8 protein-coding genes are annotated in these 16679 nt (G+C 49.7%); 1 reads left to right on the top strand and 7 read right to left on the bottom strand.

Annotated features, from left to right (window positions below):
• Positions 1–173: 173 nt before the first annotated feature.
• The gene (locus EYA77_RS08710) at positions 174–368 is read right to left on the bottom strand and encodes a DnaJ domain-containing protein (protein WP_042696873.1); all 195 of its coding nucleotides are present in this window, start codon (positions 366–368) and stop codon (positions 174–176) included.
• Between the two features lie 106 nt (positions 369–474).
• Between EYA77_RS08710 and putP the strand changes: the two genes are divergently transcribed.
• The gene (gene putP, locus EYA77_RS08705) at positions 475–2061 is read left to right on the top strand and encodes a sodium/proline symporter PutP (RefSeq protein ID WP_042696877.1); all 1587 of its coding nucleotides are present in this window, start codon (positions 475–477) and stop codon (positions 2059–2061) included.
• Positions 2062–2221: 160 nt separating this feature from the next.
• Here the strand turns inward: putP and EYA77_RS08700 are convergent, their stop codons facing one another.
• The 6 genes from EYA77_RS08700 to EYA77_RS08675 form a co-directional block, all read right to left on the bottom strand.
• Entirely contained in the window at positions 2222–3415 is a 1194-nt protein-coding gene (locus EYA77_RS08700) for a hypothetical protein (protein ID WP_167816478.1), read from the bottom strand.
• Between the two features lie 174 nt (positions 3416–3589).
• The gene (locus EYA77_RS08695) at positions 3590–6331 is read right to left on the bottom strand and encodes a PGF-pre-PGF domain-containing protein (RefSeq protein WP_167816477.1); all 2742 of its coding nucleotides are present in this window, start codon (positions 6329–6331) and stop codon (positions 3590–3592) included.
• A gap of 249 nt (positions 6332–6580) precedes the next feature.
• A complete protein-coding gene (locus tag EYA77_RS08690; RefSeq protein WP_167816476.1) occupies positions 6581–14497 on the bottom strand; it encodes a molybdopterin-dependent oxidoreductase in 7917 nt (2638 codons plus the stop codon).
• 327 nt (positions 14498–14824) lie between these two features.
• Positions 14825–15604: an ABC transporter ATP-binding protein gene (locus tag EYA77_RS08685; protein ID WP_167816475.1), complete on the bottom strand. Its 780-nt coding sequence runs from the start codon at positions 15602–15604 to the stop codon at positions 14825–14827.
• Entirely contained in the window at positions 15601–16296 is a 696-nt protein-coding gene (locus EYA77_RS08680; RefSeq protein WP_245241237.1) for an iron ABC transporter permease, read from the bottom strand. The genes EYA77_RS08685 and EYA77_RS08680 overlap by 4 nt, the downstream gene beginning before the upstream one ends.
• Before the next feature lie 28 nt (positions 16297–16324).
• Entirely contained in the window at positions 16325–16474 is a 150-nt protein-coding gene (locus EYA77_RS08675) for a hypothetical protein (RefSeq protein ID WP_167816474.1), read from the bottom strand.
• Positions 16475–16679 lie beyond the last annotated feature (205 nt).

The raw sequence follows: 16679 nt of genomic DNA, 5'->3' as shown, positions 1-16679 counted from the left end.
AAGTCTCATCCCGGGGGTTTACAATAGATAGATACAACCCGGAAGTATATATACCCCTGACCGCGCGGTGCGATAATGCCCCCCTGATTTTGAAAAATCGTGTTCTCACTCAGAGAGATAGCCAAATCTGCCTGCAATTTTTTGGGTTTTTTCCGGGCATTCTTCCGGACCGTTCAGTCGGAAAACATGCGCTGGAGATACTCGAATGCGGCGATGACCTCTGTGTACTCTCTTCTCATCCTCGGGTTGATGTCAGGATGATATTTGTCCCGAAGGTTGCGGAATGCAAGCGATGTCGTGGAGAAGTCAGCGCCGACCGGCAGCCCGAGTATGGCATATGCCCGTTCCTTTGTCATTTCTTCGATCATGTCAGTTACTTTGTTGATTCAGATTACATAAATAATATGGGAACGCAACATATAACTCGTAATACATAGATTTTTCACGCTCCCTGTGTGGGTGAAGATCTGTTGAATGGAGTGTATTTTTGTGGTAGACTGGAATTTAATCGGAATCCTTGCCGCCTTTGTTATTTACTTCGGGGTAATGATTTATATCGGCTTCTTTTTCATGAAGAAGAACAAAACCGCCAGTGACTATATCCTCGGCGGAAGAAAACTCCCGCCTCTGGTTTCGGCTATGTCGGCGGAAGCATCGGATATGAGCGGATGGCTGCTTCTGGGTCTTCCGGGTATGGCGTATGCGTTCGGTCTCTCTTCTGCAGGCTGGACCGCGATCGGTCTCGCGATCGGTACCTATCTGAACTGGAGATTTGTCGCAAAACGACTGCGGGTGTACACCCACAGGGCAGACAACTCACTCACGCTTCCTGAGTTCATCACGAACAGATTCAACGAAAAACGGGGGCTGATCTCGGCGATCGGATCCATTTTCATTCTGGTCTTCTTCGTTATCTACACCTCGGCACAGTTCGTCGCAGGAGGAAAACTCTTCAGCTCTCTTGTGACGATCTACAATCTTGATCTGAGCTTTTTGGGAAATCCCGATCTTGGCATGGTCTATGTCATCGGTATTCTTGTCTGCGCACTGATCGTTGTCTCATACACGTTTACCGGCGGGTTTAAAGCCGTCTGTCTGACCGATACGATCATGGGATTTTTGATGCTGGCAGCGCTTATCGTGGTGCCGGTGCTTGCTCTTGTTCTTCTTCTCTCGGACGGAGGAGCCGGTCTTGCAAGTCTTGATCCGCGGACGTTCTCCCTTTTCTGGGAGTATGATCCGACGAACGGGGTCTTTGAGTTCGTTTCGGTCTTTACGATCGTTTCGGGACTGGCCTGGGCATACGGATACTTCGGTCAGCCGCATATCCTGCCAAGATTCATGGCGATCGAGAAGCCGGAGGATATCCCCAAAGCACGCCGTATCGCTATGGTCTGGGTCCTCATCACTCTCACAGCAGCGATTTTTGTCGGACTGGTCGGTCAGATCATGTTCCCTGATCCGTCAGCAATCGCCGGATTCGATTCGGAGAAGGTCTTCATCTTTATGGCGGGAGATATGTTTGGATCTCTGCCGTTCATCGCAGGTATCATTTACTGCGGAGTGCTTGGCGCGATCATGAGTACAGCCTCATCGCAGCTTCTTGTGGCGGCATCCGCCATTTCTCAGGATATTTACAAGAATATCGTGAACAAGAAGGCGTCCGATAAGAGTCTGCTTCTTGTTTCCAAAGCAACGGTCCTTCTTGTTTCGCTTATCGCGCTCGTTATTGCACTTATGGGCAATGCGACGGTGTTCAATATCGTTTCGAACGCCTGGGCAGGGTTCGGCTGTACGTTCGGCTCGGTCATTCTTGTCGGTCTTTTCTGGAGAAGGATGAACTGGCAGGGGGCTCTGGCAGGTATTCTTACCGGCGGTGTCGTTTCCTTTACGTGGGGTACGTTCCTTACGTCCGTTACGGGTCTTTATGAGATGGTTCCCGGCGTTATTGCAAGTCTGCTTGCGATCGTGATCGTGACCAAGCTTACCAGAGAGCCGGAAAAAGCGGTTCTCGATACCTTTGACGCATATGTAAAAGAGATCGGCGACGAGAGGACCTGATCTTTTTCTTTTTTTTTGAGCGCTATAAGAGACCCGAATCTCATTATAGACACTGATGATATCCTGATGAGCTGTGAAAATATCGTATACGTGACAGGCGATCCTGTCTGCTTATCGAAAAAAGATGATGATATATGACCAGGTCACTCGTCTTCCTATTTTACGGCAGCTCTGTGAAAATACTCTCAGAATCGAGATAGATCCAATAGCCGGTCCCAAGCACCATCCCGCGTTCCGGGCTGTATGGGCCGCTGCCGCCATGTATTATCGCCGCATCATATCGTCCTGTTTCAAGATCCCACGGAATCAGAGTCTTCCAGGATATGCCTGCAAGGGCATTTTCTGCCGGGACATTGGCGTAAGCAGCCAGGCCGACAGCGTTCCATCCGGGGTAAAGAGTTTTTTTCGAGGGTGAAGGCGGGTACACGGCGTAGGTGAGGGGAATAGAGACCGGACCGGCAGAGTAGATCCAGTAGGCTTCAAGCGGTTTGATTATTTGAGAGGGGCCAACGGTTTCCCATTCATTCTTTTCCGCATTATATCCAAGAATAGCGCGGCTTTCCGTTTCAACACCGGAAAATAATCTCTCTGCTGCGGCATTTTCTGCGTTGAGGACCCTTGGGACTGATATGAAGTTCCATCCATTACTCAGATTTAGGGAGAGCAGCGTTGTTTCCGGTTCATCGGTGTAGATCTTTATCCTGTCAACAAACTGGACAGATAAACCGCGGGTCGAGGGATATGCAGCAGAGAAGTTGTACCGGTCACTTTCCGGCATGGTCTGGAGCATATCATAGTTTCCAAAAACACCGTCATCGGCAAAGAAGTAGATCCGCATGCCTTCGGATGCATCCCCGCCGCCTGCTGCTGCGGAAACGTTCACCCCATTCACTTCCCAGACGAGGACCAGCGGACCCATGCGGGATTCGGGGGAGATGATGTAACTGGAACTGAATGATCGGGAAAATCCGTCTCTTGCAATGATTTTTACCGTGCTGTTTTCCGGGATACCGCCAACTAATTCCGCGAGATCGAGAACGGCTGTTCCCCTTAAAGCTCCGGCATTATCAGTATTGATGATTTCCTGCGGGTCCCAGGGATCTCCGTAGTACTTGGGATTATCTTCAAACACCGGACCCTGATGGCCGTAATGTTGTACTCCGTCACCGGTGATCGGCAGATTCTCTTTCATCCATGCAAAAGTGACCGTCTGGTTTATGAGAACGGTCGTTCCGTCAGCCGCGATCCTGGAGATCTCGACAGAGGTCGTCGGAGCTGCGCTGACCGCACCGATAATACAGGTCAATACAAGGACTGCGATGAGAGCCCCATAGAATACTTTTCCAAACTTCATAGACACATCGTCCAACGAGAGCGGCAGATTTTTCTGATCCCCGATACAGATATATTGAAATGATAGCAACATAAACTTTATCGAAATTGGTAAACATTAATGATTTAATAATTTTTACCAATAAATATATTATTCAAAAATATTCAGATAAAAAATATAGGGTATGTCCCTCATTTATCTTTTCAGGATCAGTGCAATGATCCCTGCCGCGGCCAGTAATCCGATGCAGAGTCCTATGAACGAGAGATCAAACGGCTGCGTATCTGGCGCTTTTGTTGCGGCAGGCGTATGGGTTGAGATCGTTTTTGTAATGTTGGCAGTCGAATTCGTGGGAATTTCCGTGGCATTTATTGTAGGCAGCGGGTCTTCTTCAAACGGAAACGAAAGACCGGCGGTATTATACGCTATCACAAAAGGTGATGTGCTGTTTGTATTGACTGAGAAGGTGATCATCCCCTCATCTTCTTTCAGATCTTTAACCGCCAGCTGATACCAGGTTTCATTTTTATAATGCAGAACAATAATATCTTCTGCTGTTTTGTTGGCGGGAAGCTCGTTTTTGGGCAATGAAAAGTTGATCCCGATCACACCTGCATTTTCCGGTGTTTTGATGTCATAAACATTATAGTAGCTAAGGTTTTTTGGAAGTTCAACATCACCGATGGATCCGATGACGATCGTCACATTTCCGGTTATATTCCGGGAGAAGCTGACAGCCGTTACTCCGGTCGTCTGGTTTGTCGTGAAGATCCCGGATGCATTTATCGCTCCTTCGCTTATTGTCTGGGTCGGTGTCGGAGTCGGGGTGGGAGTGGGTGTGGGAGTGATCTGCCCTCCGATATAGATGTTGATCTTACTCACTTTTTGTGCGGATATCCCGGTCGTGGTCGGATAGGTTCCCTGATAATAATACCATTCGGATTCATACATCGTTGCTTTCATGTCAGCTACGCCGAATATGTGACTGCCCCATGGATTTACCGACGTATCAGGCCACCAGAGGAGACGGGGACCGTCATTATACCCCTCTGAGACTTTCACGCCGTTTTTTTCCCATGCAAGAAACATCGCTCCCATTCGGGACGGCGGGTCGATGATGTAACTGGAAGAGAACGTCTTGCGCCATCCGTCGGTTGATACGATCTGCACTGAACTGCCCGGAGGGATCCCGCCCACAATTTGTGCAAGGGTTGTAACCGTTGTTCCGCGTACAGCTCCCATGTCTTTTTCCAGAACATTGATCGATTCGGTTGGATCCCAGTATTTGGATGGATCCTGATCACCTGCAAATACCGGCCCCTGAAGATAGATATGGGTCACTCCGTCCCCGATATTTCCAAGAGCAATGATCTCTTCAAGAGTGTAGGTTCCTTTCAGGAGGAGTGTCGATCTGTCTGAAGCGTACAGATTTACTTCCAGAGCTGTTTTCCGGGGAGTTGGCGTAGGGGTCGGGGTGATCGTAGAGATCGGTGTGGGATTGGGATTTGCAGGTGGTGATTGTATGGGACTTTCAGCCGGCGCAGATGCAAAGGTGAAGTACGAAAAGCCCGGTGTTTCCACATCATAGGCATACTCTGTCGACGTGTCTGCAGTTTGATTGTATTCTGTCTTCAGCGGGACCTGCACCCAGAAAGAGTCGGTCAGGGTGTTTCTAAAGGCTGTGACCCTGCGAGGATCATCATCGGTTACGCTGTTTACTGCGGTGTTATTCAGCAGTATCCGTAAAGAGGCAGTGTGGGAAAGGGAGTCCGGATCGGTAAGATTCGTCAGGCTGATGTTCAGAACCGAAATGATCCCTCTGTGTTCCGGGAGCTGAGCATAGACCGGATCTCCGGAAATCGTCTGGGTTTTATCCTCGGCGAGGAGTTCTGGTATACTGCCGGTTATGATATCAGAGAGATCAACCGTTACCTGCGCGATCCGGGTTACATTGCCGTTAGACATACTCATATTCAGAGTTTCGTTCAGGTATGGATCGGAGGGAGCGGGTTTTTTAGGATCTACCCGAACTGAGAATGTCTCCGTTTTTATGATCTTGCCCGAGGAGTTGAAAGCCGTGCCCCGGATAATAAAATCACTCGGCTCGTCTGCGTTGAATGTATGATATGCTGTCGCCTTCCCCTCAGAAGCAGTAAATATCCTGGTTCTGCCGTCTCCAAAGTCTACGCTGACACTGGTCGCGTTTGGATGCTGGAAGGTGTACGGCGTGTTCACTCCCGATGTGAGAACTGTTGGTCCGGTAATGGTCAGGGCAGCAGGTTCATCGGGGACATACTCGGTTTCATCGGTGCAGATCCTGATACGGTCAACATACTGCACAGATAATCCTCGGGTCGAGGGATAGCTAGTTGATGGGGTGTTAGAATAATTGTATCGATCACTCTCCGGCATCGTCTGGAGCATATCATAATTTCCAAAGACATGATCATCGGCAAAGAAGTAGATCCGCATACCGTCTGATGCATCCCCGCTGCTTCCTGCTGCGGAAACGTTCACATCGTTGACCTCCCAGACAAGGACCAGCGGCCCCATGCGGGATTCCGGTGAGATGATGTAACTGGAACTGAATGTTCGGGAAAACCCGTCTTTTGCAATGATTTTTACGGTGCTGTTTTCCGGGATACCGCCAACTAATTCCGCGAGATCGAGAACGGATGTCCCCCTTAAAGCTCCGGCATCATCGGTGTTGATGGTCTGATTCTGGTCCCAGGGATCTCCTTCAAACACCGGACCCTGATGACCGTAATGTGTTTCACCGTCACCGGTGATGTTCAGATTCGCTTTCATCCATGCAAAACTTACCGTCTCGTTTGCAAGAACGGTTGTTCCGTCAGCCGCGATCCTGGAGATATCGACAGAGGTCGTCGGCGCTGCGCTGGCCGCTCCGGCGAGCAGCCCGATACACAGCAGGATCAAAACCCACGTATATATTCTGGATCTTGATGACCGGGATGAAAGATTTGTTTTATCTGGATTTATCAATAGTAACGCCTTCTTAGATTTTATTATAGAGGGAACACGTCTCATCCACTCCATACACAAGCGTATATTGATTGGCCAGCAGACAATAAATAAAAATTGTTAATCATGTACATTATATGTAATTAACAAAATTGTATATTTCCGGGATAGAGTAATGATCAAAAAATAAAAAAGGGAGTGTTGTTATCTTCTTCTGAGGATCAGCGCTCCGATCCCGAGTCCTGCAAGAAGCCCGAAGATCGGCACGGGTGAGCCGGTCTGTGTGGGTTTAGCCGTTGTTTCGGTCAATGTCGGGGTAGGTGTCTGGGTTTGGACGGAAGTCTCCTTCGTCTGTGTTGGCACCGGTGTTGACGTAGTTGAAGTTGGTGTTGCAACAGGCGTTGAAGTGACTGGACTTCCGCTGTCACCGCTGTCTCCGCCGCTTGAAGGCGGGCTCACCGGAACGACTGAACTTGAGGCGGCGGCGGCGGCAAATGTGAAGTACGAGAAGCCCGGTGTTTCCACATCATAGGCATACTCCGCCGCAGTGTCCGCAGTCTGGTTGTATGTCGTCTTCAGAGGGACCTGGGTCCACACGGAATCGACCAGCGTATTTCTGTATGCAGTGATCTTGGTTGGATCGTTGCCAGTTAACTGATCTACTGCTGTTTTGTTAAGGAATACCTGGAAGGTTGCAGTGTAATTAAGGTTGTCTGGATTGGTGACATTGGTCAGGCTGATGTTCAATACAGCAAGGAGCCCTGCATTTTCAGGGACCTGCCCATACGATCCGCTCGCCGGGACATCTGACGAGTTGTCTGTTACAAGAATTGCGGGAATTGCTCCCGGAGCAATGAGATCAGAGCCGTCAATGATGAGGCTGGAGATCTGGGTAGCATTGCCGGATGGCGTTGAAATAACGTTAGAGGTATTGGTTACAACCGGAGCAGCTGGTTTTGCTTTTGGCAGTTTCACCATTACGGAATACTTCGCATCTTTCATGACGCCGCCGGCACTGCTGTACGCTGCAGCCGAGATCTGATAGGATCGTTGCTCGGCTGGGGTGTAGGTGTGTTTTGCAATGACGGCACCATCGACCGCGGTATAGGTCTGGACTGCGCCGTCGCCAAAGTCAACCATGATCTTTGCCGCATTTGGACAGTCAAATGAATAGGTTCCCTCAACTCCGGAAATCAGAACTGAAGGACCGCCGATAGTCAGCACCTGAGGCTTTTCTACGGTGATGCTAAACTCCTGGCTGACGGTGACCCCGTCGTTTCCAATGAACTTTCCGGTGATCACATCGCCGGGTTTCACTTCATAGATGTTGACTGCGACATTCTTTGTTGCATCATTGTATCCATTTATCGTCGTTTCATTGTTGACAGTAATGGTCCATTCCGCAAGATCATCACTTTCATATCCGGTAAGTCCGTCGAATAGGAGAATTCCTGCTGCATCCCACTTTTTCGTGCCGATCACCGGTTCTAATCCTGCTTCGAGTATGACGCCGAGAACTGTGTTGCTTTGGACATCGTACGCCTTGCCGCTCACATCAACGGAAAGCGTTGTGTTTCTCAAAACGACCGTGCTGTCATACTCAAGCTCCTTTTCGGCGGCAGGCTGCAGGTCAAGATCGATCGACTGAATGCCTTTTATCTGCATTGCCCCGGTGACATTTGCACCGACAAGCCGCAGAGGCCAGCCGTCATCTACGCCAAGCAGCGTCCCGTTCAGCGTGTTTGCAACGATATAGTTGTTGTTCATGAACGCATCGCGGCTGCTGATCACAGCGGTCGATCCGTCTTCTCCAACGACCGTAATGTTGTATCCTTCTAATGCAAGGGTCCTGTTGTATGAATTGCCGACATGGGAATTTTCATCATCGACAAATCCTGTCAGGATCCAAAGCGGCATACCGGCCCAGACGCGGCCTTTCGCATCGGTGTAGTATGCCTGGTGGTCAGCTACCGTACCGTTTGCAAATGTGCAGGTCAATCCTGCCTCAAAGTATCCTTTGTCGATGGTCTCATTGATGGCGCCGTTCAGACCGATCGTCCAGCTCTCGGCTTTCGGGATGATTTTGATAACATCCACCATCTGGGCAGAAATACCGCCTGCAGATGCACGGCCGCTGTTGTAGTGCCAGTAGGACTCATCCAGCGAGTAGTACATATCAGCGTGGCTGAAGACATTGTCATCAGACGTGAAGAACAGACGCGGACCCTGTGAATATTCAGGGACCGTCTTTCCGTCAGCATACCAGGCAAGGAACGCCGTTCCCTGTCTGACCGTCGGTGTATAGATGTTCGAGTAGTTCAGCGTCGTCGTCCAGCCGTCGAGGCTGCAGATGAATTTGATCTCATCGGTCGCATTCATACCCCCGACGATATCGGTAAGATCCTGAACCGCGGTTCCTTTGACCGCATTGGAAACTTTGTAGTTGCCGGCGAGATACTTCTCTTCAAGATCCCAGCCAAGACCCTGGCCGATCTTCTCACCGTCTTCTTCCATCACAAGTCCCTGGAACGAGTACTTCGTTACGCCGTCGCCGATCACCGGGTAGGAGGTCGGATCAGACCAGATCGTGGACCACAAAACTTCTTCGCTCGCAACTATGTTTCCTGCCGGATCATACTTTTGAATGGTAAGCTTTGGAGACGCCGCTTCCGGTGCGAACTCTTTGAGCTCGATCTTCACCAGACCGCCGACCGCGATACTCGTGAATTTCGAGGTTTTTGCATCGCCTGTATTCAGATAGGTTTCGCTGCCGACAAGTCTGAGCGGATATTTGTTCTCCTTCAGGTTCTCGGATCTGAAAAGATCCTGTCCGTCGACTTTGTTTGCAATGATGAATCCGTTCTTGTTGTCTGCCAGATCTTTGCTGTCTACTTCCGCACTGTATCCGTCTGCCGCCGTCAGAATGATCGTGTACCCGTTCTGGGCAAGCTGAAGATTGAACGATCCTCCATGGTTCGAACCGATCGGCATCGTTGAATCATCAACATACCCGACGAGAGATGCAAGCGTCATTCCTGACCAGACTTCACTGGTATACGGATCAGTGAACGCTTTGTAGTGCCACTCGCATCCGACCATCTCTTCGATCTCGGTCTTGCTGACGTATACACCAAATTCAGGTCCGTTCAAGAGGATATACCAGTCATCACCCTGATAAGCTTCGCCTTTCAGTTCGATGGATCTGACATTTTCAAAGATGGTTGAAACACTGTTTCCGGTAAGTATGAGCGAACCATCATCTTTCTGTGCAATGATGTAATTCAATGCTCCCGTTTTTCCTGATACGATCTCGCTTGATGCGATCTCACGTGTCTGCCCGTCGGCATTTGTGATGAGGATCGTGTAAGGAGCGGTCGAAATGAGAGTAGTGTTCAGGGTGAAGTGACTGCTCGAGTAGGTCCCCGGGGTTCCCGACTCGACGTCGTCAACCGTTGAAACGAGCGTGTAGAGAGGCATACCCTCATAATCGCCGTAGGTTACGAAGTGGTGATTACTGTTGTCATACTGATCCTGAGTAATATACCTCTCCATTTTTCCTGAGAGGAAAAGGAGGTTTCCTTCTTCCGGAACATCGATCAGTTCAATGGTTCCGATGTTTCCAATAAGCTGTCCTGCTGACACACCTTTCATCTGTAAAGGTGCACATGGCTTTCCGCCTGTTGTTAATTCGGGGAGCGGATCTCCATTGAGGGTGTTAGAAACGATAATGGTGTTGTCGTTTGCGATCACCGCGCTGTCAAAGTTTGTCGAGTAGGGTTTGTCCTGGGAATCGGTTATCCGGATACTGTAGCCGATATTGGCAAGGTTTTCATTAAACGAGGAGGCATCCTCATCGTCAACGATTCCGGCAAGGACGTATAAGGGAACACCTTTCCAGACACCGTCTTCGTCGGTGCAGTTGTATGCGGTGTACTTCTTTGCAAGTGTTTCAAACTCTTTCTGGGTGAGGGTCGTTTGAGTCTCTCCGTTGATCAGTTTGACCGACCAGCCGGGTGCCGCTCCGCCCTTAGCGGTGAAGAGATACTCATAGCTGTTTCCAGTCGATACTTCATCGAAGAACAGCCGGATGAGCTGACCGTCAGAAACAGAGACGGTCGTCCAGTTTGGTTCGGTTACTTCAGCACCGTCAAGAGAAACGTACCATTTATCATCCTTGGTTGGTTTTTTGTGCGTGTGACCTTCGTAGGAGTCAAGGTTGAAGTATGCTCCCTGATTTCCTCCTTTGTAGAATCCGACACCTTCGATACCTGAAAGAACGCCGATAAGTGATGAACCCGGAACGCTGACGTCGACATCGCTTCCTGAGATGTCAGCTGCGGGAATGACAACTTCGCCGTCAACGATCGGGATGACGGTTCCAACAGGGGCCGTCTCGATCGTCAGGTTGTAGCAGGATTTGGTTCCGGCGGTCTGATTGTCAAACGTCAGGGAAACAAAGTCTTTGTCTTCCACGAAAACAAGACTCCAGTCAGGATCGGTTTTGCCGCCTAAGGTGACTCCGTTGATCGAAAGAGACCATTTGTCATTGCTTGATGGTTTTTTGTGCGTGTGACCTTCGTATGACTCTACGTTGAAGTACGTCGCCGTATCTCCGCCGTAGTAAAACAGCATTCCCGGGAACGTGTTGTACAGAACACCGATGACCGATGCATTATCCACTTCCTTGGCAATGCCTGCGGTTATCTGTTCTTTTGGGATCGTTACATTTCCTTTGACCACAACAGCGGTTTTGTCCGGCGCTGTGATTTCTATGGAGTAATTGTAGGCTGCACCATTCGTAGTGTCATCGTAAAAGAGACGAACAGTTTGACCGCCTGAGACGGTTACTTTGTCCCACTCACTGTCGGTAACCTCGACCTCGTTGATATAGGCATACCACTTGTCATTTTTCGAGGGGGATTTGTGTGTGTGACCGTCATAGGAATTAAGGTTGAAGTAGGTTACCTCGTTTTTGACGCCAAAGTATAATTCTGCTCCTTCAAGCGTGTTGTAGACTGCAGCTATCAGAGAGTTGTTTGCCGCCGTCTTTGGGACATCACTGCCGGATATCTTTGCAGCGGGTATCTCCACCTCTCCGGTATCTGCGGTGTATTCGTAGGTGAAATCTGTATCACTGACGATGATCTCGAGCTTGTTGATCTTGTAGACAGAGAAGTCAGCCGGGGTCGGATAGGTGCCTGCATAGAATCCCCAGTCGTCTTCCGCCATACTTTCATGCATATCCCACAGACTGAAGATGTTGTCATCCGACGTCATGTAAAGACGGAACAGATTACCGTAACCGGCAGGTCCGTCAATACCGTCATCAGACCATGCAAGGAACATGGTTCCCATTTTTGGATCAGGGCTGTACAGATACCTGTATCCGTCAGTGAAGGTCTTTGATCTCCCGTCGATCGAGATGATCTTGAACTGATCTCCTGCATCCATACCGCCGACAAGGTCGGTAAGGTTTATGATCGCGGTTCCTTTGACCTGATCATTGACTTTGAACCGCGGATCATCGGCAGTTCCGCAGGGAGGGAACTGTTCGTTTTCATCCCAGTTGCCGTATTCCCCGATATAATCGGGCATGATCGGGCCCTGGATACTGTAGTTATAGGTTCCGTTACCGATCACCGGGAAGGTATCGCGCATTTCCTGCCATGAGATATAGGTCTGATTCAGAATCGTGCCGTCAGCGGTTTTCCTGATGACGGTCAGACCCTCGATCTCGGGCGGATTACGGTAGTTGGTGAATGTAATGGTTGAAACATCAGTTATACGGTCTGCGGTATCTACAACTTCACCAATGAATGTGGGTGTGATCTTTGCACCGTTTTTGTAGACGGCGATGATCGCTTTCTTTGTATCGTCTTTGAAAAGATCTGAGTCAACGGTCGTTTTTTGGCCTGCATCATTTGCAAACGTGATCGTGACCCCTCCCGCGAGTGTTTCGGATGCGAGAGAGTGGGGGTGTTCGTCATCGACCCAGCCAAGAATGGTGCTCATGCCCATTCCATAATACACATCACCGTTCGAATCGGTGTAGGTCACGTTGTGGGTCGGCGCACATCCGCTGTCGACCGCCAGATAGATGAAGGTGTCTGCAAGGGTGCCGTTGATCCTGCCGAAGAGATCGATAGACCAGACTTCGGTCGCGGGTTCGAATGCAGAAACATCCATGTCGATCGAACGAACATCTGTCAGTTTTGCCGGTACGGATGAACCGACAAAGGTAAGAGCGGTTTTCACGCCGTTGAGTGTGTCTGCGATCAGATAATCATCAGTGTAAGTCTTGTCAGCGTTACGGGTTGCCGGCAGGACGTTCGCGTTGACTGCAGACGACGTTCCGTCGCCGTTGGTGAGGGTGATGGTGTAGCCGGAGGCTGCCCGTGTCGAGTTGAAGGTGTAATGGGAGACACCGTTTAATTCAATGTCATCCGTCATACCTACTAATACTCTCAGGGGAACGCCGCTCCAGACATCATCGTTGGTATCGGTGTAGGTCACGCGGGAATGGGTCGATGCATCTGCTTCGAAGTAATCCTTATCAACAGGGATATCGACAGCACCGTTCAAAAAGAGAGGCCAGGTAGCGGTTTTTCCTGCGGCATACACTTCAGCGCGGATAACTGCGGTCGATCCCTCGATTTTGTTTTTATCCCCGCCGAACTGGATGTAGATCACGTCGCCGGGAAGAATTTCTGCATTAACCGGGAGTGTCTCAGATAAATTGGCGGCATTGTAGGCATTGATGTAATCACCTGTATAGACCTTTCCTGTTTGCAGATCGGTGAAGGAATCAAAGTACAGATTATCATTCTGTCTGACAAGATACTCAGCATCGAAGTCAAGACTCTTGAGAATTCCTGCCGGAGAATACCAGGGGATTTCATACGAGACACCGTTAATAGTTTCGGTGAACGTCCCCGTCTTTCCAATATCCAAGACATTATCATAGATGTACATCGGATCATCGGATGCTTTCATCCGTACGGTAAAGTTTGCAACCCCGGAAGTGTCGGAATCATAAACGAGCTCGACGACCTGACCTGAGGTTATGGTAAGACCAGATGCCCAGTTCGCGATGCTCTGTTCTGCACCGTTCACGAAAAGATACCAGTAGCCCCCATTTTTGTGGGTTTTTCCAAGTAATGTATCCAGGTTGAATTTATCTCCAGTCATTCCGCCTTTCCAGAATGTCACATCACTGCCGAAGGTGTTGTACACCATAGCAGCAACTGAATTATTTCCGGCAGGAGTGTCAGTTTTCAATGAACTGCTGCTTCCTAGCGTGTCAGCAGGGATAGTGATCTGGCCATTGTCAATGGTGATCACACGGTCAAAGCCGGCAAGATCATACGTTGGTCCGGGAGTCGGAGTTACGGTTGGTGTTGGTTCAGGTATGTACTCTGTTTCATCGGTGTAGATCTTGATCCTGTCAACATACTGCACAGATAATCCTCGGGTCGAGGGATAGATATTCGAGTAGTTGTACCGGTCACTTTCCGGCATAGTCTGGAGCATATCATAATTTCCAAAGACATGATCATCGGCAAAGAAGTAGATCCGCATACCATCTGATGCATCCCCGCCGCTTGCTGCTGCGGAAACGTTCACGCCGTTGACTTCCCAGACGAGGACCAGCGGTCCCATGCGGGATTCCGGAGAGAGGATGTAACTGGAACTGAATGTTCGGGAAAGCCCGTCTTTTGCAATGATTTTTACGGTGCTTTCCTCCGGGATACCGCCAACCAATGAAGCAAGATCGAGAACGGATGTTCCCCTTAAGGCCCCGGCATCATCAGTGTTGATGATCTCCTGCGGGTCCCAGGGATCTCCGTAGTAGCCGGATGCTTCGTCAAACACCGGTCCCTGATGACCGTAATGCGTTACGCCGTCACCGGTGATCGGCAGATTCTCCTTCATCCATGCAAAAGTGACCGTCTGGTTTGCGAGAACGGTTGTTCCGTCAGCCGCGATCCTGGAGATCTCGACAGAAGTCGTCGGAGCTGCGCTGACCGCTCCAACGAGCAGACCGATGCACAGCAGAACCAGCAGGATCTTCCATGCATGCTGCATGGGGGATTTTGCAGATTTTTTCGTGTTTTCGTTCATAAAATAACTCCAAAGTACTCTTCTGTCCCCCTCAGGTAAGACAGCGGCCGGATCAACAAGTATTGCTCATTGAATCCGATTTTTGAGCATGCACATTATATTCAATGTATTATTAGAATAATGTGTGTGAATAAAGTAAAGTTAATTAACTAAACTCGTTGTGCGCAACCAATTGGTTATCAACGTGGCATACTAGCTGGTATCCCGCACCCTCGCGCAAAAAAAGGACCGTGCTCCATCCCAAAGATGGTACGGAGATACGGGGATCCTCGAATCCCGATCTGGTTTTCCCCGTCTTGAATGTGGACTTTCCTGACGGAAAAACTCTCAGTATGCAAAAGGAACACAGGTATCCCGTTTTGCCTCATCGATATACACAAGCTTGAGATCCACACTGTACAGATTTGAAAGAAGCGAATCCGACAAAATATCTTCTGCCTTTCCAAACGTAAAGCGCCCGTCATGATCCAGGATCCCGACCTTATCCTGCAGCATGATCACATGATCCGGCATATGCGTCGTCAAAATGACCGCATATCCGGAATCTGCAAGTTTTCTCACCAGCCTGGTCATCCTTATCTGATTTCCGTAATCCAGATGAGCGGTCGGTTCATCAAGCAGAATAACATCCGGCTGCTGGGCAAGGACACGGGCGATCGTGACCATCTGCCGTTCGCCGCCGCTGATCTCCGTGTACGGTTTATCGATCAGATGAGTGATCCCGATACAGCGCAGCGCCTCCTCTGCCGCAGAATAATCCCCCTCCTTTGGCGTCTGAAACATCCCGATATAGGGCGTTCTCCCCATAACAACGAAATCAAGAACCGAATAGGCATAGGCGGGATTATGCACCTGGGGAACATATCCGATATATTTTGCCACCTCCTTTGACCGCATATCCCGCAGATTTCGCCCGTCGATAAGGATCTCGCCGCGGACCGGCCTGTACAGATTCGCCATACAGTTCAGCAGTGTGCTTTTTCCGGCACCGTTCGTTCCAAGAATAGAGATGACCTCGCCCTTATCGATGCCAAACGAGACATCGGAAAAGATCATCCTTTCCTGTTTCGGATAATGAAAACCGAGATCACGTACTTCCAGCTTCATGTAATAGACGCCCTCTGCCGTATCAGCAGATAGAAATAAAACGGTGCGCCGATCAGACCGGTGATGATACTGAGGGGCAGCTCGGCACTTGTCAGGCACCGGGCCGTGATATCGATCATGACCATAAACACCGCACCAAGAATCACGGCAGCCGGCAGCAGCTTCCGGTTGTCCGGACCGACAAGCATCCTTCCAAGATGAGGGATCACAAGACCCACCCACCCGATCGTTCCGGCAAGACAGACGGCGCTCGCGGTCAAAAGCGTGGCACAAACGATTATGATCCTGCGGACATTTCGGACATCGACTCCCAGAGTTTTTGCCTCCTCCTCTCCAAGCGATAAAACATTGAGACGATACCTGAACAACAGGAGAACAAAACCCGCGGCCAGAATACAGGGAGCGATATAATAAAGATCGATCATCTTCACATCGGCCAGAGATCCCATCGCCCAGTAAACCATCTCTGCCAGCGCCGTATCAGCATCGGCAGTATACTTGATGACCCCCATGATCGAAGACATCAGCCCGCCGACGATCACACCGGATAAAACAAGCATCAGCGTCGAGGAGTTATGCATCAGACGGGGAACCGCGACCGTGATCGATACGGCGATGATCCCGCCGATAAACGCCCAGATCTGAATGATCACCGGCCCCATACTGTAAAGTATGGCCAGCGAGGCGCCGATACATGCACCTGACGAAACACCCAGAAGATCAGGAGAAACGAGAGGGTTTTTCCAGAGCCGCCATTTTATTGTACATCACTGCCGCCGTATCCCACATGTTTTCCCCGTTTTGCGAGTGAGGGGGCATCGGCGGCATACTGAGTTTTTGCAGAGCCTGCCAGTTGATAAGAGAATCCATAATATAAACCTCCAAAATGTATCTTTATTGATATGATGGACTTATGATAAATAATGCACATATATTTTCTCAAAAGTTAACTGATTTAAACAAACAGAAAAACGATCCGGAAAATCATCCGCTGAAGAGGGGGCGTCCCCGCAGATCCTCCCTCCTTAAGAGCGGAAGACCTACCCTTTTATGTATCAAAAAAGAAAAGCATACT

The sequence above is a fragment of the Methanocorpusculum sp. GPch4 genome (assembly GCF_012062385.1).
Lineage (GTDB): Archaea > Halobacteriota > Methanomicrobia > Methanomicrobiales > Methanocorpusculaceae > Methanocorpusculum > Methanocorpusculum parvum.
The sequence above is the reverse complement of the archived record's forward strand: the minus strand, read 5'-3'. Positions and strand labels throughout refer to the sequence as shown.

What these genes read in the sequence shown, in the direction of transcription:
- EYA77_RS08690 (WP_167816476.1), bottom strand. Translation starts at nt 14,497, where the DNA reads ATGAACGAAAACACGAAAAAATCTGCAAAATCCCCCATGCAGCATGCA.
- EYA77_RS08685 (WP_167816475.1), bottom strand. Translation starts at nt 15,604, where the DNA reads ATGAAGCTGGAAGTACGTGATCTCGGTTTTCATTATCCGAAACAGGAA.
- EYA77_RS08710 (WP_042696873.1), bottom strand. Translation starts at nt 368, where the DNA reads ATGATCGAAGAAATGACAAAGGAACGGGCATATGCCATACTCGGGCTG.
- EYA77_RS08700 (WP_167816478.1), bottom strand. Translation starts at nt 3,415, where the DNA reads ATGAAGTTTGGAAAAGTATTCTATGGGGCTCTCATCGCAGTCCTTGTA.
- putP (WP_042696877.1), top strand. Translation starts at nt 475, where the DNA reads ATGGAGTGTATTTTTGTGGTAGACTGGAATTTAATCGGAATCCTTGCC.
- EYA77_RS08675 (WP_167816474.1), bottom strand. Translation starts at nt 16,474, where the DNA reads ATGGATTCTCTTATCAACTGGCAGGCTCTGCAAAAACTCAGTATGCCG.